Raw genomic sequence first — 22,304 nt, 5'->3', positions numbered from 1 at the left:
GGTTATCGCTCCCCAAAATTCAAGTTGGCCTTAGCTTTAGCGCTCATGGCGCCCGTTATTTGCTGTTTGATTTGCTGGTTTTGCATAATGAGCTGGTGCTGTGATATCGCGTCTTCTTGGGCTTTGGTTGCCAGTCCCGCTAAGAAACGGTTAGCGTTGATAATGTCTTTCTCGATGCGGTCAATGTCTTTGGGATCATTGTTCGTGGCCGTGATAGAAGATTTCACAATCGACAGCATGTTTTGCAGATAGAGGGTAATAAACTGCACGCTGATGATTTTGGCGTAAGTATTGGTTTGGGGCGCAAGCCCAGCCTCCAATTCGGTGCGTAAAAAGGTCATGATGGGCAGTGTGGTGTATTCGAGCAGCGACTTGTCGTTATCTGTGAGTGGCTGGTCGTTTTGCATCTTGCTGGCGATACCTCTGAGTAAGGTTTCTACGCGGTATTGCAGGCCGTGATTACTTTGGATGGTGATCGTTTGTTGTGTCGGTGCTAAGCATTGGTCAATGGCTTGATTGGTGCATTGATAGCTTTCAGCTTTGCCGCCCTCTAACAGACTATTAATCAGGTTATTGTTGTCGGTCAGCAGTGAGCCATAACCGCGCGCATTGCCAGTCGCGTCATAGATATACGTACCCGAAATCGACATGAGAAATTCTGCCAAGGTCGGATCGCTGGCAAGGAAGGTGTTTTTTAAAATGGCGGCCCACACAATATTGGTATTTTTGCGCACCATGTCTTTTAGTGCGGGATCTTTCTTGGCGTTATCGAGCTGATTGTTAGCTTGACCGCCCGCGCCGCATTCTTGCTGGCCTGATACCCAATCCGCAAAGGCGTTATTTTGCGTGCCCATAGTGGCACAAATGTATTTTTGACTGCCAACACCTGCAAACCCCGCCAGCGCCGACACGCCCGCTTGGGCACTCTCGCAAGAATTGATCGACTGATTGAGATACTTATCAGCAATGGCCGTTAGCGTGTCCTTAATCTGTTTGATTTGTGGCGCCCACGTCTGCAGGGCTAAATCGACGGCAAACGGCGCGGCGTTAGCAATGATAGCCTTACCTTGTTGCACCAGCGCGTCAGAGTTAATGTGACTGAATCCCCCCATAAACATATCAATACCGCCACAGCCTGCGGCAATGCTGGGCATTTGCACACTCACCAGTTGTGCGTCGCGAATGGGGCTACGCACAAAGAGATTGCCGCCGCTGTAGTAGTTGGCGCTTTGGCCTTTGAATGAGCCCGGATTGGTCACGTTAGTGCCATAGCCTAGGCCATTGAAAAAATCGTTTAGTGAACCAGAAACCCCCGCACTATAGGCGTGTGTTGTCAGCAAACATGAAATAGTGACGCCCAGTAGTGTGCGCGTCAGTGCTAAGCGTTTCATGATTTACCCCCTGTATTGCCGCTTATGCTGCCGCTTATGTTGCCGTTATGGCGCGGGTGTAGTGTGCGTAGCGCACGCAAGCAAACGGCACTTAACAATGCATGCACTGGGACGAGTACGAATTTATAAATGGCTAAGGCCAGCAAAATATTGATGATTAACATCGTGTCCATGAAGGTTGCTCCTAGCGCATGCTTGCAATGACTTGTGGGTCATTGAGGGATTGAAGGTAACTTTGTTGAAGCTGCGAGGACGTCACATCCCCGACCGTTAAACGGACAAACTTACGGGTATTGACGTTGATCAAAAATGTGGCGGGCACTGTCACGCTGCGCGGGTTCTCAAAGAAAGTAGCGGCAATGTCTGGCGTGGAAGGAATAGGCACTTCAAAACCTGCTATCCCTTGGTTGTCGAGCGAAAAGGCATAGGTATAGGTGCCTGTTTGCGCCGCAAGCTGTTTCAGTTTCGGGGCGAACTGGTGGCAAAACGGGCAGTCAGAGCGAAAGAAAAACACTAACGCGTAATCATTCGGATTGGCCGCAACTGCCGCCCCCCCCATAGGAGTCGCCTTAGCGCTTAAAGAGAATAGAAGAGTCATTAACATTACTGTGATGATGCGTTTCATGGGTATTTTCCGTTTAAAAGTCAGGGGCGAAATCGGTGGCCACGTTCAGGAAGCGGCCAAGTAAATCGTCTTGAGAGATAAAGCCATAAGCGAGCGGTTTCATTTCCCCCGTGCCAGGATTAACTAACACGAGTGCGGGACTAAACGGGACGTTTATGTGCTGGTCGTTTTGGCGGTTCTGCACGATGGCTGGCAGTGCTACACCATCGAGCGTGACGCCCAGTAGCTCAATGCCATGTTGCGTTGCGAACTGCTGCACGCTGGGCGCCAGTGCAATATCAATTTCTTCACTGCCCTTGTAGACAAAGAACAGGCCCCATCCCGCATCGGCAAGGGTGCGTACTGCGCGCATTTTCTTGTTGCGCTCTAATGATAAATACGTACTTCTTGCCGCTTGTTCCGTCGGTCTATCTTTGGTGTAAGACAGCTCAGGGTTGTCGAGTAATACTTTTTTAAATGTCATGCCGAATTCGGACGATTTATTGCTGACGTACTGATTAAGCAGCATGGCCTTTTCCACTTTCGTGCTGTCTTGGCTGTTTATCGCGGCGTCATTGAGCGTGTCTTGGTAGTAGCTGTGAAACCAATCCATCTGCTCGGTGGGCGTTAGTGTTTGGGTGCGCGTGAGGGTGACGCTTGGCGTTTCGGCCTTTTTAGGTGCTTGCTTCTTGGGGGCAGTGGGTTCGTTATACCAGCGCCATCCTTGTGCATCCGTGGCGTTTGCGCCGTGGCAAAATGTTGTCAGCATAAGGAGCACTAACGCGCTGCGCTTGTTGACCACCGAATCCCCTTTTTTTGTGGACAACCACGCCAACGGCGCGTGGCTTGACCACCGAAAAAAAGGAGATGCTGCGGCATGTTGTAAGCGGTCATTTAACAACGTCCTCATGGTTTGGTTCCTCCAACCGACTGTTGTAAGCGTTTTTGAATTTCATCCGTGTTGGGCAGTTCGATGGCGTCGTACATATCTTCATAAAAATCAGAAAAGTCCATTGAAGACATATCAATGCGTTGCAGTTCGTTAGGTGAAAAGGCGCTGCAATCAGGATGCTTGGCGCTGCCGAAGTTTTTGCCCAATTGCGCGCGGCCCTCAACCTGCACGATGCGCGCGAGTTTGCTATCAAAAGCGCAATAGGCTTTTTTCTTGCGGATACACACGCCAAGCACTTTCTCAGCACAATATTGGCCAAGTGATACGGTGAGTTTGTCTTTTTTGGCGGTACCCAGCGCTTTTTCTTCTTCACTGCAGGACGTTAAGCCGATGCCGTTACCCCAACCGCTGTCCTGACAACAATTGCTGATCCCCAGCGCTTTATCGCTGCATTCCATGATGTTGCCTTTGAAAATGATGGCGCTGTTTTCGTTGATGTTGGCTTTGTCTTTCACATCACCGGCTGCGTCACTGACGGCGGCCAGTCCTGCCGCAGCATGGTTAAAGTCAGTGCTGCGGGTGGCCGCAGGATCGTAATAGTCACCACTGAGCGCAAAGCTGTCTGCACCGCAGATAAGGCCCGTATCACGGCATTGCTGTTTATCACATAGGCGTTGTTGTTTATCTTTAATGCAAACGCCGCCAAGTTGGGTTTCACAGCTGGTCGATTGAATGCTGCAATCAGCGATGGCGTCGCAGGTATTGGGAAAGGCACATTGATAGGTGGTTTGTTCTTTCCAGCAATCCAATGTGACAGATATGCCATTGATTATGCGGGTTTCATTTCCTTGTGTGCATTGCGATTTAACTTTTTGACATTCTGGTAAAACTGCACCGCAGCTATTGTTATAGCCAATTTCTACATTAGTTTCGGTGGTAGTTATTATTAGTGGTAAATTGTAAATTTCAGTCGTGAAAGGTTTAGCTACATTTTTGAGTGTAGTTTCAACTTGAAGTGACAATTCCGCCGCAGTGCGCTGATATGGAAATATTACACTGATGGAATAAGGGCATTTTGAATTTGAAGATACGCCTGCTGCGCATGGGTTACGGTTATCCCATTTTTTTTCTAGCGTTGCGGTTCCTAATGAAACTCCATCAATTTTAAATTGTAACTGAGTTGCTGGCCCAACAGTCATTCCATAACTACCATTTCCAACATTCATTGTTCCTATTGTTAACAATTCTCCTTGGCTTCGAATGCCTGTAATCAGTGCATTCGGATTTGGAAGCGTAATAGTGAATGGTGGCATACCAGATAGGCTAAAAGAGTATTCTTTTTCTGATATCGAAGTGCTTTTGACAAAGGGCGTCAGATAGCATTGCACCGGATTATTGGTGGGCAACGTGCAAGAACGTGGCTGAGAATCGACCTCACAAACGAGCCCTTTTTCACAGTCATGATACTTAGATGAAATGCCGTGGCTAATATTGTAAGCATCATTTTGATAGCCAACGGCGGTATGGTATGCCGGATCGTTTTCATCGATCGTCGGGCGGCCATTATTAAAGCCACTCGTCACGGCTTGGGCTTGGCCATCCGTGCTCATGCCTTGCATTTTGGCACTGTCCATGGCGCTCGGGTTGTTGTAGTAACGGCTTTCGCTCGGGTTAGCGACTTCTTGCTGGCATGTCGCATCTTTGCATAGGCTGTTAACGTCAAAACCGGTGTAACCCGCTTTGTTCTGATTCTGCTTGATACTGTCTTTGGCCCACTGCACATTATCGCGGTAATCCTTTTCGCTGTTGGCCGCCATAACAGGCAAGGCGGCGCTCAATGTGAGGATGGCACTGAGGATTAAGGCATTATTCAACTGAGTCATTTCGCCCCCTTTGCTAATGTCTTCGCTGCCACATCGGGAATGCTGCCGTGTTGTGCAAGTAAGTTCAGCGCGTCATACAACGAAACGTTGCCGTAAATCACGTCAAAGTCATCGGTACTGCAGGGCTGTTTTGCCTGACATTTGTTGGGTCTTACAGCAACAAAGGCGGGTACTTGGGTAATGCCGAATTGCATAAACCACTGGGGATTGATGGCAAACCCGCTCTGAATGGTTTTACCTTTGTTATCGATAAGGTGGTTCATCTGTTTTACGGTGGCGGTAAAGCCTTGAGGCAGTACACCGCGCACAATGAGTGGCACCTGTAAGTCTGCGCTTTGCATGAGTAACTGCTGCAAACTGGTGGCAGGCATACCCAACGACACAAATACCATCACACCATTGGCATCGGCACTGGGGTTGGGCTTGGCATCGAGCAACGGCGATAGTGCGTTGTCTAATTGGCCTTTGCTTTGCGCTTCGAACTGACGGGCTTTATCAAACAGCGCGGCTTGGTCTACGTTCAGTGGGGGTAATGTGTGGCGTTCTCGCATCGACAGCGCTTTTAATTCGTCAATACTGTAATCCGTTTGGGCGAACACCTGTGAAATTGATCCAAGGCACCATAAGCTCACTAGCAGGGCTAAGCCCTTAAATGAATGTGAAAATAGGCTGTTATCCACAATTTTTGTGCATAAAGCGGTATATGTTGTTGGTAATTTGGTCTCAAACTTTTTCATCGAAAATCCCTCCCCTTATTGGTCACAAAAACACGCAATTGCGTTTTTTGAAGTTGATAAAACCAAAGTTGTCACCCGACACAGGGTTGTCGTGGCCACTTTCCCAGATCACCGTTGTCGTGGTGTAAGGGTGCGCCCATAGCGCATCGGGTATGGTGTTGGTCATTTGATAGCGATAGCGGGATTTGGGCATGAGGGGCATCGGCGTTTGATAGCAAATCGCGCCGTCTTCACCGTGGGATTCCCATACGATGCCTTGGCGATGCAATTTGTAGTTCAGGCGCTCTAAAATCAACGTACCCGCCTGAATTGGCGTGTCGCGGTAATTGGTGGTGCCAGTCAGGGGGTAAGCACTGCCTTGTGAGCCCATACACCAAAACAGAAAATCAAAGGGCAACACACTGTTGGTCGAAGTGGCCACGGCTTCGGTGGCACAAGCGAGTTGTGATACGATATTGCCAAATAAAATGGCTTCGGGATTGAGAATAAAAGACAACTCATCGTCATCCCACAGTGGATCTATCTCTGTTAGGTAAGCAATATCAAAATTGTCCGTGGCCATACAGGCTGCGCTTTGCATAATTTGCAGCCAATAGATCACAGGGTATTTGTACCAATGGCCATGATAAAACGCGCCATCACTGGCATCGTTATCGCGACTTGTAACACGACCGCCAATTTGGGGGGAATTACTCATGTCGAGCTTCATGCCCATGTTGACCATGCAGTAAGGGACGCGCGTCACGTCCACTAAGGTATCAGGCTCCCAGTAGCCGATATTCAAGCCAATTTGCATAAAAATAGGCGGCGGTTTGGGACAAAATGAAATGGGTGATACGGGGTTGCGCGTATCGGGTAGGCTCCCAGGAATAATAGGCACACTGCCAATGGTCATCGGGAAGATACACGACCAACAAATGTCGGTCATCGGGTTAACGAACGTACCCGTACAGGCCGCTTGCGCGTTGACTTGTGCAGGAATGACTCCCATTAATAATGCTACAAGCCACGCAGGTTTAATGTGTCGCATGGTTTGTTTCCTCCATGAATACGGGGAAATTTGACACATCTATTTCGCGCACTTGCCACATCACCCCCGCTTGCTTAACGACACTCGGAACGCGCTTAAGTGTTAATGCGCGGCTGAGGTTTCCTTGCTGGTCAAAGTAAACGCGCGCATCTAATTGGCCGTGCAGTGTTTCGGGTTCGCCGCCCGTTAAAATCCATTTGATGGTGTGTGGCTTGTCATGGGTTGTTGCAAACTCTTTGGCCCATAACACTTGCTGCACATCATCCCCATCAAAAAACACCAGCGTTTTACTGAACTCAAACTTGCCGACGTTGGCCTTTTGCAATGCTGGCCATGTCTTGGTGTCAAATGGGTTTACGCGCGTCCCTTTGGGATAAATCAGGTTGCCCTTTGCATCATTGATATCTTTGGCCAGCGTTAAGGTGGGATCGACTAAAAACACCTCAGGGGTTTTAGTGGTAATGAGCCCCACCGGACGAGGGCGCTTAACACCGGCTTTGACATTCTCTTGGAATTGCTCGCGCATACTGTCTAGCTCACCCGTTTTTTCTAAGGTTTGCAGACGGTTTTCAATCCACTGCAGCATGTCAATTTCAGCAATGGGGAACACTTGCCCCACGGTGCCGATAGACGCAGCCTTGAGCGGTAATAGTGGGCATAACGCCAACATCAGTAGCGCGAATTTATTCATTTAGCCGTGACCTCGCTCGCTTGGGCGCGGTTCGCCTTGTTTTGCGCTTGAAGGGTTTGCAGTAGTGACTGCTGAATTTCTTGGGTGACATTCACGGCGCCACTGACGACGGCGGGGCTGACTAACACCACGACATGGTTATCAATGGCGTATTGCTGCACCACATCGTCCAGTGTTTGGGTAAATCGAGTGATTTCTTTTTCGCGTTGTTCGTCGGATAGCTCGCTTTGACCGATTGATTGGTGAAAGCTCGCCACGGTTTCGTTAATGTCATACTCGACAATACGGGGTTCGCGTGTCACCCATAGGGTTATCATGACGCCCAGCGTCACCAGCCATAAAATTGATTGTATGATGGTTTTTTCCATTTTATGCGGCCTCTTTGTGGGTTGCTGCGGCGGACAAAATGGCATCAAAGCGGGCCATATCATCGGGATAGAAATGTTGGGCTGTCAGTTCAATGGCATCGAGTAACGGCATGCCGCCTTTAATCAAGTTTTCGCAATATTCAAACTCTTTGGGTTCAGTTGAGAGCATGGCGCGCGACCATGGATCGGCAAAAATCCGGTGAAAGGACACTAGCCCGCCCGCTTTGAGCATGACGCAGGAATGACCCGCATCATTGGCGCGGGGGAATGACTTGATCATGTGTTGCTCGAAGGGCGAGAAGTGGTCAGGATGCTTGTTCAAGAAATCCCCAAAGCCATCACCTTGGCGCAAGGTGATATGAATATCTGAACTGTTCAGTGCCGCTTCGGCCTCGGCGTTGGCAAAGAAGTCGTTCATGCCTTGCGTTACTGTGGCAAAGCTGCCGCCGAACTTACGCACTGTGCGATAACCTTCGTTGATGAAATCCTTACTTTGCGCATTCGCGCCGCTCATGAGTGACCACGCTTCTTCAATCACACAGATTTTCGGAATAGAACGTTGGCCAGAGAGGTACATTTGTTGGCTAATCGTCACCATCAACGCGAAAATCACTGGACGTTGTAGCTCGCCTTTAAATCCATCGAGTTCAAGCGTGGTGATATCGATATTGGGATCGAGCATCGAGGGCTTATTGAAAATTGCGCCATGAATGCCGTTAGAGCAGAACTTGTTTAATTGCGCGGCGATATCACTGATACGGGTATCGTCATTTTTTTGTGCGGCAATGTCATAGAGTGCCTTTTGCACATCGTCAATCAGCGTGTCGTTACCGCATTTTTGCCATGCCAGCAAAATAGCATCGCCGAGTAATGCCGTCTGAAATCCGGTGAGCTTTTCATCAGGTGATGCCATGGTGGCGATAAGCGCTGTGATGTTTCCCAACACTTCGGTGATGGGATCAATGGCTTGACCTTCATCATCGAGGATAGGGCCAAAAGTACCCGCATCACGCACGCTTAAAACTTTGCCTAAGTGGGTAAACGGGTTTAGGAAAATCTGCGAACTGTCGAGATAGACGCCGCCTAATGTTTGAGTGAGTTTTTTATAGCTTTGGCCTTTGTCTAAAATCCATGCCTTGCCCCCTTTGGCAAAAATAGATTTCACCAAGGCTTGCATGAAGAATGACTTCCCTGCCCCTGAGCCGCCCGTAATCGCCATGTTGTAGTTATCACTGCCGCAGTTAAACGGATCGAAATAGCTAATTTGATGGCGCATTGTTGGCAAGAGTAGCCCTGCTGATAAGCGTTTGTAGTCTGCAACAATCGGTAAAAAGTTCACCAAGTTTGAGGTTTTCATCATGAAACACAGGCCCGCTTTTTGGCTGTCTTTCATAAAGCCTTCGCTCATTGAGAACGGGAGGGTGGACAGTGTGCACATGCCTTGCAGTTTATTGTTTCGGATTAAATCAATGCCTGCCGTGCGGAAAGTCGCAATCGCTTTTGAGGTGTCATGGCGTTGTTTTTCTTCTGTCGTATACAGGGTGACATTCAATGTCATGGTGGTGATTTTAAAGGCGTGTGAGCTGAGTCCTTTTTGTATCTCCTTGCGTTCAGCCAGTTCATCCGCGGCGCTGGGGATCAACAACCGCATAGGGGAGTTGACCGTTTTGGTCAAAGATCCAATTTTGCTGTCGTTACGGGTGGTTTGCTCACCGGTTTTATTAATATAAAAAGACACGCTGACACGATAAGGACATTGAACACTGTTCATGGTGTAACTGAGTGATGCAATACAGTTGGGAAACGCATACAGCCTAAAATCGTTCGGCAGCCCCTTTAGCCCAAGATTGATTAAGGTGGTATCGACACTGTTGTCTGATTGCATCGGTGTGTGACGGATATTGACCGAATCGCGGTTAATGATGAACTCACTGTCAGGGCTGAGAATTTGTGTGTTGAGAGGTTGATACTCGTTATACTTAGCGGGCGAAACGCGGTCTTGTTGATGCGAAAAATTTAAATGCTCGCGGCAATGCTCAATCAAATCGTCAGCGCCTAAACGGCGAATGTGCATGCCTGTTTGCGCCAGCTCTGACTCAATGCCAAGGCGCATATCCAACAGTGCGGGCATGTCTTCGGTGGTTGAAACAAAGAAAAACCCTTTAGTGTTCTTTAGATCGTAGTGATATGCGCTGCTGAGCTTGGTGCCAAAGCCTTTGGTCGAACTGTGTTTTGCATAGATAGCTTCATTTGAGGCAAATTTATCGCAAATGGCATTGCGGCCACTGAGCAGCGCTTGATTTTGCTCGATGAGCTCACCGACTTGATTATTACCCACCATGACGAATTGATAATGCCATTTGTCGCCCTCTGGCAGTGTGCACACCAAGGCGTTCATGGTTTTGATTAAGTCGTCATTAGCCCCGCCAAACAGCGAAATGGCAAAGCCAAAACCAAGCGAATTAGCATTTTCAAAGACTTGTTCAGCATCATCATAAATGCGATAGGGCAATTCATGATGCAGATGGTTGTGCTGCTGTTTGCTGCTGGCATAGAGTGCGCCGAGATCGTTTTTAATACGTTGTTTCATGGCTTAATCCTGCTTGATGTATTTGGCAGGTCTGCCCGTCCAACGGCTCTTATCGACCACGATGTACACATCGCTGGTATCAACGTAATCCCCTTGCTCGTTGAGGTAGGGGAATATTGTTACTTTTTGGACTGACTCCGCCGTGCGCAGCGGTACACCGTGGCGGTCGCGGCGTGGCAAAGGGATAAAGTCTTGTTGTTGGCTCGCAAGCTTGGGGAGTGCTGTTGTGCTTTGACCGCTTAAGGCCGTCACCGCAGGGCTTTGTGCTTGTGGCTGATTAAACACGCCACTGTCGGTAAGTTGCCTCACTTCCATCATGTTAGTACAGCCATTGATGCCGCCGACTTTATCGCATGAATAGTCACTATCCAGCCCCGCCGCACAGCCACTTAATAGCCATGAAGCCAGTGCGATAATACCGGTGTTACGTAATGCATTTTTGCTCATGATTGTGTTCAAAATGTCACTCCTTAAATGAATTAGTTCGCACGGCCAAAGGCTGAGTTAACAGGGGGGCGCTGGCCTTGTTGGTTATATTGCTGCTGTGGTGTAGGCGTGTTTGTGCCTTGGGCCTGCGGCTTAATATTCCCTGGCATCTGTTCTAACAGTGGGTTGCTGATAGTGTTGAGGATTTGCGCTGTGGCACTGACAGGATTTTGGGCTTGCTGCGCTAGCGCTTCTTCGTATTCTTGAATGCCAACTGGATCGAGCGGGAAGCCTTTGAGGAAAACGATGTTGACGGTATTGCCCGGATTGAGCTCAATAATCGGGTGGTATTGCTCAGCTAATTTGATGTAGTAATCCGCGAGCTTGCTACCCACGCTTGAACTGGCACTGCCGGCTAAGTTGAGCAGTGCATCACTGCCATTGACGCTTGAGGTTGACCCTAGCGCTGAGTTCGATGTGGTTTGGCTCAGTGCCTTACCTGTCTCACCAATGCCCGTCAAAATGCCGCTAATCCCTGCCATCTGAACGATTTTTCCGTTCTTCATAATGGCAGTACCGCGAATACCGTTGCGGCCATAGTTAAATACGGTCGCCTCGACTGGAATGTCGATGATTTCATCTTCAAAAATACAGCTGAGGCGAGTCGTGCGCACAATGCCGCGACTCGATGAGATTTCGCCGTAAGCCGCGCCTAAAACTGTGCAGTTGTTTAGTTTTGAGGGCTTGCCGTTAGGGAGTACACCTTGGTTAATGGTTTGGAATACCATTGGTACGGTATCGCCTTGGCCATTCACACCCGCATTGGCATCTGCGCCGCCAGTGACGACAGCCGTGACAAACGAACCTGCAGGAACATAGTTCTCAGGGGTGCGTTTTTTGGGGAGGTTTTCTTCCGGCGATTCCCAATTTAGTGCAAAGGAATCGATGCCATTTTGGGTTGCAGGTGGCGGGATAGCGCCGCCTTGATAGGGGGCAGCATACCCGCTTTGTCCGTCACCCACGCTCGGGCGTGGCGGCAGCGTTTGTTCACCCAAGTAGCGTGTGCTTTGCCTAACGGGATAGGCTGATGCATCAATGCCTTCTGTCGAAAATTCATCGGTGACATTGTTATTGCTATGCTGCATTGCATTTGCGGTAGCGGCATTAATCTTATCATCAATTTTTTCAGAGACGGTCAGTTGGAACGTCTCTAAATTACGCTTTAAATCAAGGCGATTAGCTTCATTGCTGCGCTCAATGGCTTCCATGCTTTTCAGCATTTTATCAATCGCTTTCTGCTGCTTATCTAAGGCAATTTGTTGTGCGGTGAGCGCAGACTGATTGTCTTTTTCGGTGAAATCTTTATCAATCACGGCACCAAAATCGATAGGATTGCCCGCTGCGGTTTCAGGGGCACGTTTAGGGGCTGACATATAGGCGTCGCCAGCTAAATAGAGGGCTCCGAGTACCGTGGCCCCCACCCCTGCAATCACCCAATTGCGTTTTTTATTGGCTTCATTTAACGCACTGCCTTGCTCAAAGTCGGCTTCGGGGTCTTTTTTGAAGTAGTCTAGGAGTTGCTTCATTGCATGCTCTCCCCGCCCGAGACAACAAAGAGGTGTCCTATTTGTTGTGGTGCTAATTCATAGGTTGATAAGGCTGCGGCTCGCGTCGTTGGGGAATAGAACTGCGCTGTGGTGAGGGTGACTGGGAGTGCTGCGTGGTTTGTTACGCGATAAATGATGCCGTTGAAATGCTTACCAGTGAACACGAAAGCAGGTTCTGTTGTCAGTCCTGCTGGTTTGGGCATTTGCTCATTTAAGCGAGTAAACATCGCGTCATCGATAGATGTTTCCGTGCCTCTAGGCTCACTGTCTACCGTGGTGCGTTCAAGGTCATCATTGACGACATGCACACGATAACCGTCAATCGGTTTACCCGTGGCGAGGTAGCGGATCATTTGCGCGGTGAACTCGGTCATCATGGTTGGATAAGGGGTTTTCTTATCGAAAACGGAGGGTTGTTCTTCGCGATAATGTTCTGCAGTGAAGATAGAGGTCACGGCAGGAATGGCTTTAGGGCTGATGAATAAGCCGAAATGTCTGCCCTTTTCTGTTGATACATAGGCTGTAAATGGCATGGCCAAATTGAGGTTAACGCGCGCTGCACCGGATTTATCCGATTTCGTGCCAGTGACAACGCAAAATCCTTCAGGGCAATCAATCGAGGTGATTTTGTCACCTTCCACGACTAAGCGGTTGATATCAACACTCGACAGCTCAATAGGAACCGTTTCGCTGTCATTGAATCCGTAGTGTTTTGGGGGCGTATTTGCCGCTAACACGCTCATAGGAAAAAGCGCGCAGGCTGCGAAAACAAGTGGGTTAGCAATCTTCATTATTTAACTTCCTTTTGCACTTTCTTAATGGCTTTGAGCGACAGTTGGCCATGGTCATAATTCATGGCAATGATGTAGCTGATGGTTTCGGGTTCCAGCGCGCGTTTGCCCACATATTTGTTTAACGTGCCCGTGAGTTTGACGAGACGATCATCAAGGGCAATTTGGGTTTCATTGATGGTGAAGTGACTGCTGATGTTTTGTTTTTTAATCATGGCTGCATCTTCAACCAGTAAAGGTTGCATCTGATGCCAATCAGCTTCATCGATATAGGTTGCGAGCTGTTTGTACTGATGGTCTACCGAAGCGGGCGTGACATTGAGTTTTAGAAAGGCAAAGTATTCGGCCATTTGCTGTAAATACGGTTCGTCTATAGACGTGTCTGATACGGTAAAGGCTGCGCTGATGGTCGGTGGTACAACGGTGCGGCTTTTATTGAAGTAGGCCATCCATACAATACTTGCTAGGACCGTGTTACTGATCATGGCAACGGTAAAGCCGATTAACAGAAGCGTGTTGAGGGATTTTGCAATGCGGATAAAGTCGATTTTGTTCTTTTGTAACATGGGGCATCCTTAGGGGGATAGGCCCCCTAATTCACATCATTTAACGTAACCAGTAGCGGCGACAGGCCGCAGGTGTTCGTTTTAAAAATGAAGCGCTAAATTCTGCAGGGGCATACCAATAGGCAGTGAGGCGTAACACGCACATGCCGTATTGTGATTTCATTCTGCGCATCCCTAAAAACCATGAAGAGGCTAGCGCCATGCCAATGAGCGCGTGATCCATCATGAATAACACGGCAAAAAACACTAAGGCAGGAACAAGTTCATCCATCGCAAACCCTAATAACGTAGGGGTGTTATTGAGGTGTTTAGGGATGCTAAAAAACTGAGTGGGGTTATCCACGGCCTATAGACCTACAACCTTTAAGGCCACGTTGACGAAAATGATGCCAACGATGAAACTGCCGATAGCAGCACCCCAGTTTTTGGTCAGAAAACCAGTAATCGCACCAACACACAGACCCACGACGAGAATGGCGAACTGTGCAGTTGAGCCTGTGCCAACGGTGTCAACAATCTCACTTTTAGCGGGGGCGAATATGTCTGCAGCATGTACATCCCAAGACAACAGCAAAGTAGCGACGATACAAATGATGAATAGGAAAGTGCAGCGCATTATGAATATGGTGCTATCACTGGGTATATGTTTTGCGAGTCTTAGAATTTCTTCGTTTACTTCACTTTGTTGTGCGCTAGGCTGTTGAGTTTTGGTGGTCATAAAACACTTCCTTAGTATTGCGATCCCATTTTGGGATCGTGATGGTAAAAAATTATGATTTGTCGGTTCCGATTATTCCCATGCCCATATCTTCGAATCGATTCAGGTGATCTTTAAGCCTTGCTTGAGCTTCTTTTCGTTTAGAACGTTCATTTTTCAAAGCCGATTTAGTCAGTAGTTCATTGAACTCTGCTTCAAGTTTTACGTTAACGTGGGTTGGTTTTCGGTCCATTAGTAATTAATTCCGGTACTTAATTGACGTAATATTGAACGGATACTAACTTGATAATTTTGCAAAGTAAAGTTTAACTTTATCTGAGTAAAGTCGCAATTTATGCAACTCGCGTGATACTTGATACAAACTATCAAGCCTTTAACAAATATGAGCAGCCATGAGCAGCGGAATAGGTAAAAGAATTAAGGAACTGCGGGTTAGTAAGGGATACACACAAAAATCGTTAGCAAAAAAGTTATCAGTTACGCCAATGGCTATTTCACAATGGGAAACTGACAAAACTGAGCCAAAAGGTTCTCATTTGAGAGCCTTTTGTACTTTATTTGACGTTAGTTTAGAGTGGCTTAGTACTGGTTCAACTAAAGCGAGTGTGAATTTTGATAGCAAGTTAGGTAGTGTTTCTGTGCCATTTGCAGAAATTCAAAATTTAACAAGAAGTGCAATTGGTTCACATTTTGTGATAGATGCTAGCTTTCTTGACGGTGTAGACATAAAGAATGCACTTTGTATTGAAGTTATCGGTAATGCAATGGAGCCTATACTGCCTGATTTGTCTTTAGTGATAATAGATACAAGTGATACTTTTATTAAAGATGGTAAGTATTATGTTTTAAAACAGGGCGATAGAGTGTGGGTGAAAATATTATCATATACATCGTCAGGGATTAGGGTTAAAAGTTTTAACACTGACTACAAAGATGAGATTTACACATTTCAGGAGTTTGCAAAATTTGAAGTAATGGGAAAAGTTAAATGCCAAATTACAACTAGATAAAGTTAATCTATAGTTGAAAAGTTATTCGTGCTAACCTACAATTACTACAGATTTTGAAGCAAAAGTGCATTACATAGCACGCTACTACATAGTTATCTATGTAGTGTATTTTTCAAAATTAGAGTGTGTTGGGGGTGGTTCCCTGACGTGAAGCATTCGACAACAAAGCCGACTTACCACATGGGTCGGCTTTTTTGTGCCTAAAATTCAAGCCATTGAAAGATCGTTGATCTTTGCGATCGATCAGATTATAGTGATCTGCAATGTTTGAACTAACCATTCAAACAGCCCTAAAACATGTGGAATCAATATAATGCCTAATTATTTCAATGGCTGCTTACCTTTGCAGCACCAAAATTTAAGACACTTAAACCCCATATGCCAGCGTCAGTTGATCTTGAGATCATCTTTTCGTGAGTGCATTGTGGTAGTGTCTCATGCAAAAATCTAGCGCAGATAAAGCACGTCAGAAGCGTCAGAGACTACGAAACGAAAAACGCGCAGCTGCTCTTCATGTAAAAAATAATAAGCATGATGTGGGCTCGAATGCCTATAAAGCTAGTCTTGACGGTTTTAAGCTTAAAGGTAGCCGTTTACCTCGATATTTTAATGTGGTGATCAACAATGCGCGCCGGCTGATTTATAGCCGAAAGTTAGACGTTGATAATGGTGGCGTATCACGAACAATGTCTGAACGTACTAAGCGAAAGCTATTTGAGATATCAGTTACATTGATAACTACATGCGATCTTATGAGCGGCCAAGTTGGTAAAGCTAAAAACATAGGGTTCGATCCTACCAGCCATGATGCACTCATGCTTGCTCACGCTAAGCGCTGGGGTGAAGCGATACCAAGCTCAACTTGGTATCGCTTTATCGATATGCTTAAACTTGCAGGCGTCTACCTGGTTCAAGAAGTTAAAAAAGCCGACGAAGAAGGTACTATTCGTTCTCGCGCTGCTTATAAGTGGCTATCACCTCAATTTTTACAATCGATCGGTGTTTATTCCGATGATATAAGAGCGCAAATTAAGTTTTCGTATCAGAAAGCTCTTGATAATGGTTTATCGTTTACGTGGCGCTGCTTCAAGCGGCAGTTGCCATTGAGGCAACGATTTACTGCGGATATGTTTTTCTCCTCTAACGTTAATCCCCCCAGTACGCATTAATCGCTATTTTAAGCTTACCGTCATATGGCGGCGCCCTTCCCTACCCCAACGATAAATAACAGCTAATTTTGCTAGTTAAAGGCTTAAATTTCACTAAATTTTCATATCTCTCTGATAGAGATTGACGTTAACTCGTATGTTTTTCTCATAGGTTCGTATCTCTTGTGGATAAGGTATGTATATCCTTATTAAATTGGGAGTAAGAAAAAGGAGTAAAATTCGGGAGTCCAAAAGCTTTTTCTTTTAAGAGCTTACTTATTAGTAAAAGATAACTTATTAAAAGGAATCAAAAGCAGTGGATAAATCCACTAAATACATAATGCCTCGCCAATTCCTAGCTAACGCTAGGGGCGATATCTAAAAGCAGTGCTGTAAGTTAATTTTGTCTACGACCATTAAAATTCAAACGCGCTGTATAGTCAGTCGCTAAAGAAAAAAGCGTCTAGCAGAAGGGATTTGCAAGCTAAGTGCCAAAGTGGCGAAGAAACGGAGTAAAACTGAGATTTTCAAAATAAAATGGTTGAACCATTTTATTGTAAGATCACTTGAGTATGAGCCAAGTAAGAAAGGTTAAAAATTGAGAAAGGTATTTAGACCTGGCATTAAAGAGCAGGAACTTAATCCCTGCTCTCTATGGTTTATTGTTGAAGTGTTAGTTGTTTAAATACTCGCTGTTGTAACCAATCAGGTTTCGTTACTAACCATTGAATCAACAATCCCGATGGGATCATTGGTAAGTCGATTAGACGCGCTTTTTCAATTTGGTTATACTGAAATTGTGACATAAGTTTAGTTACCTTTATCCTAGGTTGTGGCACAGGCCAGTGATGATCTTGACCATCATCATTGGCCGTATTTTTTATCCATCATTTCTCATTTAAATACCCTCAACTTCCGTATTTCGTTGTTTGGCCACATTAACAATCTGACCAAATTCGGGTACTTTTACTTTTAGAATAGAAATTCCATCGAATATAAGTATACACCTTAAATTTTAAGGTATACACTTATATTTAATTATTTAAGGAGGATTTCATGGATAGAATGCAGACTACAGAGACTTTTCAAGAGCTTAAAATGGGGGCCGATGCCTATATTAAGCGACGTAACCAACGGTTATTGTCTAATCACCGGAAAGAGTTGCGAAAATTTACGCGTGCAGAAGCCTTTACCTATTTGGATATTGACGCAAAAACACTTGATAAATATGTATCTACAGCGGATTTTGATCCAAGGCGGCATGAAGATTCTCAATGGCTAATCAACATAGAAGAAATGTATCAGTTACGAGATTTGCTGCCAGAAAATTTGCGCAAAGCATCTAAATTTAAGCGCAGTGATAACCAAAAAATGCAGGTTATTGTTATACAAAATCAAAAAGGTGGTGTTGGTAAAACCGTTTCTGCTGCAACAATTGCTTCAGGCTTGGCTACAGAGTTTCATCAAGAGTATCGGGTAGGCCTCATCGATATGGATGGTCAAGCTACTTTGTCCATGTATTACGCACCAGAAGCGGATCTAGAAGGTTGTTTATCTGTTGGCGATCTCATGATGAATAATTTTGATCTAGATGAAGGTGAGACACTTGAACAAGTCGTTTCAAACGCATTCTTACCTACAACTATACCTAATCTCCGTATTTTACCGGCATCACAAAGTGATAGAGCTATTGAAGGTTGGTTTCATGAACAAGTATTTGGTCAAAAGTTAAAGTCTCCTTACTCTCTTTTGAGCACGATCATCGATGCTGTTCAAGATGAATTTGATATCATCATTATCGATACCCCTCCCTCATTAGGGTATGCAACTTATAATGCATATTTTGCTGCTACCAGTGTAGTTTTCCCGTTGTCCATCACAGAAAACGACATTGATGCTACTTGTTCCTATTTTAGTTATATCCCTCAAGTGTGGGCTTTATTGGCTAATGCGAATCATCATGGTTATGACTTTATGAAGATTTTAATTACAAATCATCGTGATAGCACTACAACAACCGATCTAATGAATAGTTTATACGATCATTTTGCGCCTTATATGTACTCAAATGAATTTAAACATAGTGAAGCTATTCGTCAGTCATCTTCGTTGCTTTCAACTGTGTTCGATATGTCTAAGAGTGAATACCCTAAAAGTAAAGCGACTTTCCAAAGTGCACAGCAAAATTGTTATGAAGTAACCAGCCAAGTTCTAAGAGATATTGTGAACGTCTGGCGTGAACAGGAGCAAGCATAATGGCTAAAAAACGTGGGGTAATGAGCCCTCTAGGTAATGCTGTTGGTGCCGAAGAAGCACAAATAAATGCAGCCAAAGCTAATATTGAGTCTTTAAAACGCCAAATAACAACTGAAATTGAAAAAGTAAGTGAAGACGTAACGTTATCTCTTCAAAATTTATTTGGCCTAGAATCTGTAGGTAAAAGCTTCTTATGGCAATTAGCTTCGGGTGCTACCGCTACATTTACCGAAGCAACGTTATCATATGAACAAGTTCGCGATAGTACCTATGTGACTTTTGATGTTAACGGGCGTGACCAGGCATTATTAAATGCAGATTCTCTACAAGATCTCGATTCATTAGCCTTCCAGCAATTTTACCCAGCCGTCGCTAGAGAAGTGAATGGTAAACTCGATGTGCTAGATGGTTCTCGACGCAGAGCTTGGTTTTTACTGCAAAATGGTGAAGTTGATATATTTCGCATACTGGTAACTAAAGATGATATTTCACTTTCAGATGCTAAAGCTCTAGCTAAACAGCTCCAAACCGCAAAAGAACATAACCTACGTGAAATTGGCCAACAATGCTTATCTTTGGAAAAAGCGAATCCTAAGATTACACAGGCTGAAGTAGCTGCTCAACTTGGAATGAGTCAGGCTGGTGTGAGTAAAGCTTTAAAAGCCGCTAAGGTCGATGAACGTTTGGTGAAGCTTTTTCCTGTGGCTAATGACTTGTCACACACTGACTATGCTTTGCTGAATAAAGTTATGGAAGTCTATGAATTTGAAGATGAATTACTATCATTCATCAATGGTTTGATTAAAAAAGTTGTCATTATTCAGGCTGAATATTCAAGGGAAGAACGTAAATCAGCTATCACCAAAGCGATAAAAGCAGAACTTCAAATCGCTAAGGATATGAAGAATAAAGCACTAGTTAGTGTTACTAATCTTGCAACATTTGATAGTTCTGGCATTTATGCAAGAAAACGTATTAAAGGGCGAAACTTCGCTTATGAATTTGGACGATTGTCTTTAGATATTCAACAGCAGTTAGATGTTGCTATTGCAGAGGTTTTGAAAAAAAATAAATTCAACACAACATCAGAGCCGTAATTTCCAAAGAAATAGAGAGTCGTTTCTGCTACATCGGTTAACGCTATTTATGAAGCTGATATTATTACAAATATCAGCTTTTTGCCGGAAGGAAATTATATGTAGTATAAATATGAATTGGAGACACTAATTGCTCGCTCAATAATACGCTTACTTGAAATGATAAATTCTGCATTTTTGCTTAATCGTCAGCCATAATTTCATAATAGTTGTTTATCCCTAAATCGTAGCAGTATATTTAAAACTCTATCCGTTAGCGGCACGAATGCCTCTGTCGGAACAGATTCACTGCATGCCACCATGGCAAAAAATGTTAATCAATAACAGATATTTTAGAAATAATGTCCATGCTTTGAGTTAAAAATTAATCCCTAATTTTGCTCGGTATCCGTGAAAGCAAACCTAGGCATAAGAGTTTAACCGAATTTAATCCTGACTCCTGCATTGGCAATAAATCCATCGTTACGCGACCAGATATCAGTTGTCCACTGTCCCGCAGGAGTCCTTTCGGGCAACAGCAGCGGATGAGTATCGCTTTGTTTAATGTCTAGCAGATTCTCCAGATTGATAAACCAACTGTAGCGGCCAAAGGTCATTTCCCCCATCAGGCCAAGATGCCAGTAGGGTTCAGACTCGGTCAGATAAGGGTTGTCATTTAGACGTTGAATGCCAGTGTAATAGGCTTCGAACCCAGCGCGAAAGTTACCGTGTTGCTCCCACATCACCACGAATCCTGCGGAGTGTTTGGGCGTCAATGCTATCTCACGGCGAGACGTTCGGCCTTGAGTCGGCTCGGTTGCATCCAGATAAAGGTAACTTGCTGTCAGCTTGAGATCGCCAAGGTAGTAGCGTAGCAGCATTTCTGAACCGCGGATCTGGCTTTCTCCTTCAGCATTGACTAGACGGACTCTGTCGAAGGTATCATTGTTTTCCAAGGAAAAAGCCTCAAGCTCGGTCACATTACGGATATTCGAACCAAACAGGGTAAGGCTAGTTTCTAAATCATCGAAGCGGTAGGTAAAATCTACTGAGGCCGTTCGAGCGGTTTCTGCCTTGAGCTCCCCAAGAGGCTCAAGTCGCGACAAGCCAGCGGCTTCGATTTCTTCCACAAATAGGGTTGGTGCGTAATAGCCTTGACCATAGGAGCCGCGTACTGTGAAACCATCGGCACGGTACAAGAGCGAGAATCGGGGGCTAAGCTCGGTACCATATTGGCTATGGTGATCCATACGGGCGCTGACAGAGACGATCAAATCCTCCATCAAGCTGTAGTCCACCATTGCAAAAAGCCCCGGCACATCGAAAGAATAGTCAAAGTCGGAATAGTTGTCCGATTCATACGTATCTGATTGATACGCCGCACCAATCACCCAATCTAGATTGTCGCGATAGCCAGACAGGCTGGTCTCTAGCAAGTAATTGCCGTGCTTATCGTTGTCGTTATCAACCCCATAGCCGTGGAAATGTTCCTGCACCATGGCGGAGGCGCGGGTACTAAAGGTCAAGGTATCAGCAACGGGTCTATGATAGACAAGACCTGCATCCATACGCTCTGAGTTCTGAGTCTCGATAAAGGGATTACCATCGGCCACTGTGTGCCCATTTAGCGTTCCACCTCGACGATTTTCTGTCATGTAGCCAGCAGTCACATAGAGGTTATCGCCATTGTCACCTTCATGAAACAGCCTTGGTCTCAGGGTATAACGTTCGTATTCTGGCAGATCGGCCCAGCCATCGGCATCTATGTCTTCGATGGTTTGATAATGGGCACCTGCTGTAATAGATCCCTTGAGATTGTCACTGAGGGGAGATTCGGCGTAACCCGTAAAATCTTGGCCATTTTTAGAGGTCAGGTTAAGGAGTGTCTCGCCAGCAAATTCATCGCCCGGTCGTCTAGATACCAAATTAATAACCCCGCCTAAAGCCGAGCCACCATAGAGGGATGAAGCCGAGCCCTTTATAACCTCTACCTGTCCCAGATCCGTAGGCGGAATTTGCAGTAAACCGAGTGATGATGCTTGATTGCCGTATAGCGGTAGACCATCTGCCAGCAATTGAGTGTAGCGGCCATCCATTCCCTGCAAACGCATATTCGCGCTACCGAGGGCGGGTGATGTGGTTTGCACTCGTACCCCACCCGTTTCTGCTAACATCATGGAAATGTTTCCTGGCCGCATAGCCGCCTTTTCCTCGATTTCCTCGTGAGTGACCACTTCAACCCTCATGGGCTGATCATCAACTACTCGTCCTAAACGAGTGGACTGAACCAAAATTCGTTCCATTCCCTCGTCATGATCGTCACCGTGTTCATCGGTATGTTTGTCATCATGGCTACCTTGTTCATGGGAGGCTTCATGTTCATGCTGGCTGACCGGCTCTGCGGCGTGTTCGTCTTTTTCATTGACCGGAGCGCCATAGGATGAAGTGGCGCCCAAGGATAATAACAGAAAGGCTAAGGGCGATAAGTGAGGCATGGGTATGTCCAATAGCGTTAAATAA

23 protein-coding genes are annotated in these 22,304 nt (G+C 45.8%); 4 read left to right on the top strand and 19 right to left on the bottom strand.

All coding sequences use genetic code 11. The features are described from left to right. Positions 1-2 precede the first annotated feature (2 nt). From HQQ92_RS00325 to HQQ92_RS00245, 17 genes are all read right to left on the bottom strand, one after another. Entirely contained in the window at positions 3-1,391 is a 1,389-nt protein-coding gene (locus HQQ92_RS00325) for a conjugal transfer protein TraH (protein ID WP_131525418.1), read from the bottom strand. Beyond that, positions 1,388-1,564, bottom strand: coding sequence for a hypothetical protein (locus HQQ92_RS00320; protein ID WP_173242410.1), 177 nt, complete (start codon positions 1,562-1,564; stop codon positions 1,388-1,390). Before HQQ92_RS00320 ends, HQQ92_RS00325 begins: the two co-directional genes overlap by 4 nt. An 11-nt stretch (positions 1,565-1,575) precedes the next feature. Beyond that, a complete protein-coding gene (trbB, locus tag HQQ92_RS00315) occupies positions 1,576-1,989 on the bottom strand; it encodes a type-F conjugative transfer system pilin assembly thiol-disulfide isomerase TrbB (RefSeq protein WP_254306281.1) in 414 nt (137 codons plus the stop codon). A gap of 40 nt (positions 1,990-2,029) precedes the next feature. Then, the gene (traF, locus tag HQQ92_RS00310) at positions 2,030-2,797 is read right to left on the bottom strand and encodes a type-F conjugative transfer system pilin assembly protein TraF (protein WP_309247070.1); all 768 of its coding nucleotides are present in this window, start codon (positions 2,795-2,797) and stop codon (positions 2,030-2,032) included. Positions 2,798-2,901: 104 nt separating this feature from the next. Then, on the bottom strand, positions 2,902-4,770 hold the full coding sequence (traN, locus tag HQQ92_RS00305) for a type-F conjugative transfer system mating-pair stabilization protein TraN (RefSeq protein WP_173242404.1): 1,869 nt from the start codon (positions 4,768-4,770) through the stop codon (positions 2,902-2,904). Beyond that, positions 4,767-5,507 carry a type-F conjugative transfer system pilin assembly protein TrbC gene (gene trbC / locus HQQ92_RS00300; protein WP_173242402.1) on the bottom strand — a complete coding sequence of 247 codons (741 nt, stop codon included), beginning with the start codon at positions 5,505-5,507 and terminating at the stop codon, positions 4,767-4,769. Before trbC ends, traN begins: the two co-directional genes overlap by 4 nt. Positions 5,508-5,529: 22 nt before the next feature. Then, the gene (gene traU, locus HQQ92_RS00295) at positions 5,530-6,537 is read right to left on the bottom strand and encodes a conjugal transfer pilus assembly protein TraU (protein WP_173242400.1); all 1,008 of its coding nucleotides are present in this window, start codon (positions 6,535-6,537) and stop codon (positions 5,530-5,532) included. Next, the gene (gene traW / locus HQQ92_RS00290; RefSeq protein ID WP_063883625.1) at positions 6,524-7,228 is read right to left on the bottom strand and encodes a type-F conjugative transfer system protein TraW; all 705 of its coding nucleotides are present in this window, start codon (positions 7,226-7,228) and stop codon (positions 6,524-6,526) included. Before traW ends, traU begins: the two co-directional genes overlap by 14 nt. Further along, the gene (locus HQQ92_RS00285) at positions 7,225-7,596 is read right to left on the bottom strand and encodes a TrbI F-type domain-containing protein (RefSeq protein ID WP_173242398.1); all 372 of its coding nucleotides are present in this window, start codon (positions 7,594-7,596) and stop codon (positions 7,225-7,227) included. Before HQQ92_RS00285 ends, traW begins: the two co-directional genes overlap by 4 nt. Before the next feature lies 1 nt (position 7,597). Then, a complete protein-coding gene (gene traC, locus HQQ92_RS00280) occupies positions 7,598-10,186 on the bottom strand; it encodes a type IV secretion system protein TraC (protein ID WP_173242396.1) in 2,589 nt (862 codons plus the stop codon). Positions 10,187-10,189: 3 nt separating this feature from the next. Next, positions 10,190-10,645, bottom strand: a complete 456-nt coding sequence (gene traV, locus HQQ92_RS00275) for a type IV conjugative transfer system lipoprotein TraV (protein ID WP_254306280.1) — start codon at positions 10,643-10,645, stop codon at positions 10,190-10,192. A gap of 20 nt (positions 10,646-10,665) precedes the next feature. Continuing rightward, positions 10,666-12,198, bottom strand: a complete 1,533-nt coding sequence (locus HQQ92_RS00270; protein ID WP_173242394.1) for a TrbI/VirB10 family protein — start codon at positions 12,196-12,198, stop codon at positions 10,666-10,668. Beyond that, positions 12,195-13,010 carry a type-F conjugative transfer system secretin TraK gene (gene traK / locus HQQ92_RS00265; protein ID WP_173242392.1) on the bottom strand — a complete coding sequence of 272 codons (816 nt, stop codon included), beginning with the start codon at positions 13,008-13,010 and terminating at the stop codon, positions 12,195-12,197. The genes HQQ92_RS00270 and traK overlap by 4 nt, the downstream gene beginning before the upstream one ends. After that, positions 13,010-13,576 carry a type IV conjugative transfer system protein TraE gene (gene traE / locus HQQ92_RS00260; RefSeq protein WP_173242390.1) on the bottom strand — a complete coding sequence of 189 codons (567 nt, stop codon included), beginning with the start codon at positions 13,574-13,576 and terminating at the stop codon, positions 13,010-13,012. Before traE ends, traK begins: the two co-directional genes overlap by 1 nt. Positions 13,577-13,616: 40 nt before the next feature. Further along, positions 13,617-13,919: a type IV conjugative transfer system protein TraL gene (gene traL / locus HQQ92_RS00255; RefSeq protein WP_012197972.1), complete on the bottom strand. Its 303-nt coding sequence runs from the start codon at positions 13,917-13,919 to the stop codon at positions 13,617-13,619. Positions 13,920-13,922: 3 nt separating this feature from the next. Further along, positions 13,923-14,294, bottom strand: coding sequence for a hypothetical protein (locus HQQ92_RS00250; protein ID WP_115407282.1), 372 nt, complete (start codon positions 14,292-14,294; stop codon positions 13,923-13,925). A 52-nt stretch (positions 14,295-14,346) separates the two neighbouring features. Continuing rightward, complete coding sequence (locus HQQ92_RS00245) at positions 14,347-14,526, bottom strand: TraY domain-containing protein (protein ID WP_173242388.1); 180 nt, start codon at positions 14,524-14,526, stop codon at positions 14,347-14,349. A gap of 160 nt (positions 14,527-14,686) precedes the next feature. Between HQQ92_RS00245 and HQQ92_RS00240 the strand changes: the two genes are divergently transcribed. Together HQQ92_RS00240 and HQQ92_RS00235 are read left to right on the top strand one after the other, a co-directional pair. Further along, on the top strand, positions 14,687-15,304 hold the full coding sequence (locus tag HQQ92_RS00240; protein ID WP_173242386.1) for a LexA family transcriptional regulator: 618 nt from the start codon (positions 14,687-14,689) through the stop codon (positions 15,302-15,304). Between the two features lie 437 nt (positions 15,305-15,741). Continuing rightward, entirely contained in the window at positions 15,742-16,473 is a 732-nt protein-coding gene (locus tag HQQ92_RS00235; RefSeq protein WP_006087331.1) for a hypothetical protein, read from the top strand. A gap of 638 nt (positions 16,474-17,111) precedes the next feature. Here the strand turns inward: HQQ92_RS00235 and HQQ92_RS00230 are convergent. Continuing rightward, positions 17,112-17,258 (bottom strand): hypothetical protein, encoded by a 147-nt coding sequence (locus tag HQQ92_RS00230; protein WP_217272597.1) that lies wholly within the window; start codon positions 17,256-17,258, stop codon positions 17,112-17,114. Between the two features lie 250 nt (positions 17,259-17,508). Between HQQ92_RS00230 and HQQ92_RS00225 the strand changes: the two genes are divergently transcribed. After that, the gene (locus HQQ92_RS00225; RefSeq protein WP_173242384.1) at positions 17,509-18,708 is read left to right on the top strand and encodes a ParA family protein; all 1,200 of its coding nucleotides are present in this window, start codon (positions 17,509-17,511) and stop codon (positions 18,706-18,708) included. Next, positions 18,708-19,805 (top strand): ParB family protein, encoded by a 1,098-nt coding sequence (locus tag HQQ92_RS00220; protein ID WP_173242382.1) that lies wholly within the window; start codon positions 18,708-18,710, stop codon positions 19,803-19,805. The genes HQQ92_RS00225 and HQQ92_RS00220 overlap by 1 nt, the downstream gene beginning before the upstream one ends. Positions 19,806-20,221: 416 nt before the next feature. On the opposite strand, the gene HQQ92_RS00215 is transcribed toward HQQ92_RS00220, so the two are convergent. Continuing rightward, complete coding sequence (locus HQQ92_RS00215) at positions 20,222-22,279, bottom strand: TonB-dependent siderophore receptor (protein WP_173242380.1); 2,058 nt, start codon at positions 22,277-22,279, stop codon at positions 20,222-20,224. Positions 22,280-22,304: the final 25 nt, after the last annotated feature.

The sequence above is a fragment of the Shewanella sp. DC2-4 genome, assembly GCF_013248875.1.
GTDB lineage: Bacteria > Pseudomonadota > Gammaproteobacteria > Enterobacterales > Shewanellaceae > Shewanella > Shewanella oncorhynchi.
This window is presented reverse-complemented; position numbering and strand designations above follow the sequence as displayed.

Excerpts from the sequence above, each read along its gene's own strand:
- trbC (WP_173242402.1), bottom strand. The coding sequence starts at position 5,507 with ATGAAAAAGTTTGAGACCAAATTACCAACAACATATACCGCTTTATGC.
- traN (WP_173242404.1), bottom strand. The coding sequence starts at position 4,770 with ATGACTCAGTTGAATAATGCCTTAATCCTCAGTGCCATCCTCACATTG.
- HQQ92_RS00230 (WP_217272597.1), bottom strand. The coding sequence starts at position 17,258 with ATGTCACAATTTCAGTATAACCAAATTGAAAAAGCGCGTCTAATCGAC.
- HQQ92_RS00285 (WP_173242398.1), bottom strand. The coding sequence starts at position 7,596 with ATGGAAAAAACCATCATACAATCAATTTTATGGCTGGTGACGCTGGGC.
- HQQ92_RS00325 (WP_131525418.1), bottom strand. The coding sequence starts at position 1,391 with ATGAAACGCTTAGCACTGACGCGCACACTACTGGGCGTCACTATTTCA.
- HQQ92_RS00215 (WP_173242380.1), bottom strand. The coding sequence starts at position 22,279 with ATGCCTCACTTATCGCCCTTAGCCTTTCTGTTATTATCCTTGGGCGCC.
- HQQ92_RS00245 (WP_173242388.1), bottom strand. The coding sequence starts at position 14,526 with ATGGACCGAAAACCAACCCACGTTAACGTAAAACTTGAAGCAGAGTTC.
- traK (WP_173242392.1), bottom strand. The coding sequence starts at position 13,010 with ATGAAGATTGCTAACCCACTTGTTTTCGCAGCCTGCGCGCTTTTTCCT.
- traE (WP_173242390.1), bottom strand. The coding sequence starts at position 13,576 with ATGTTACAAAAGAACAAAATCGACTTTATCCGCATTGCAAAATCCCTC.
- HQQ92_RS00320 (WP_173242410.1), bottom strand. The coding sequence starts at position 1,564 with ATGGACACGATGTTAATCATCAATATTTTGCTGGCCTTAGCCATTTAT.
- HQQ92_RS00250 (WP_115407282.1), bottom strand. The coding sequence starts at position 14,294 with ATGACCACCAAAACTCAACAGCCTAGCGCACAACAAAGTGAAGTAAAC.
- HQQ92_RS00270 (WP_173242394.1), bottom strand. The coding sequence starts at position 12,198 with ATGAAGCAACTCCTAGACTACTTCAAAAAAGACCCCGAAGCCGACTTT.
- HQQ92_RS00240 (WP_173242386.1), top strand. The coding sequence starts at position 14,687 with ATGAGCAGCGGAATAGGTAAAAGAATTAAGGAACTGCGGGTTAGTAAG.
- trbB (WP_254306281.1), bottom strand. The coding sequence starts at position 1,989 with ATGACTCTTCTATTCTCTTTAAGCGCTAAGGCGACTCCTATGGGGGGG.
- traC (WP_173242396.1), bottom strand. The coding sequence starts at position 10,186 with ATGAAACAACGTATTAAAAACGATCTCGGCGCACTCTATGCCAGCAGC.
- traU (WP_173242400.1), bottom strand. The coding sequence starts at position 6,537 with ATGCGACACATTAAACCTGCGTGGCTTGTAGCATTATTAATGGGAGTC.
- HQQ92_RS00225 (WP_173242384.1), top strand. The coding sequence starts at position 17,509 with ATGGATAGAATGCAGACTACAGAGACTTTTCAAGAGCTTAAAATGGGG.
- HQQ92_RS00235 (WP_006087331.1), top strand. The coding sequence starts at position 15,742 with ATGCAAAAATCTAGCGCAGATAAAGCACGTCAGAAGCGTCAGAGACTA.
- HQQ92_RS00220 (WP_173242382.1), top strand. The coding sequence starts at position 18,708 with ATGGCTAAAAAACGTGGGGTAATGAGCCCTCTAGGTAATGCTGTTGGT.
- traW (WP_063883625.1), bottom strand. The coding sequence starts at position 7,228 with ATGAATAAATTCGCGCTACTGATGTTGGCGTTATGCCCACTATTACCG.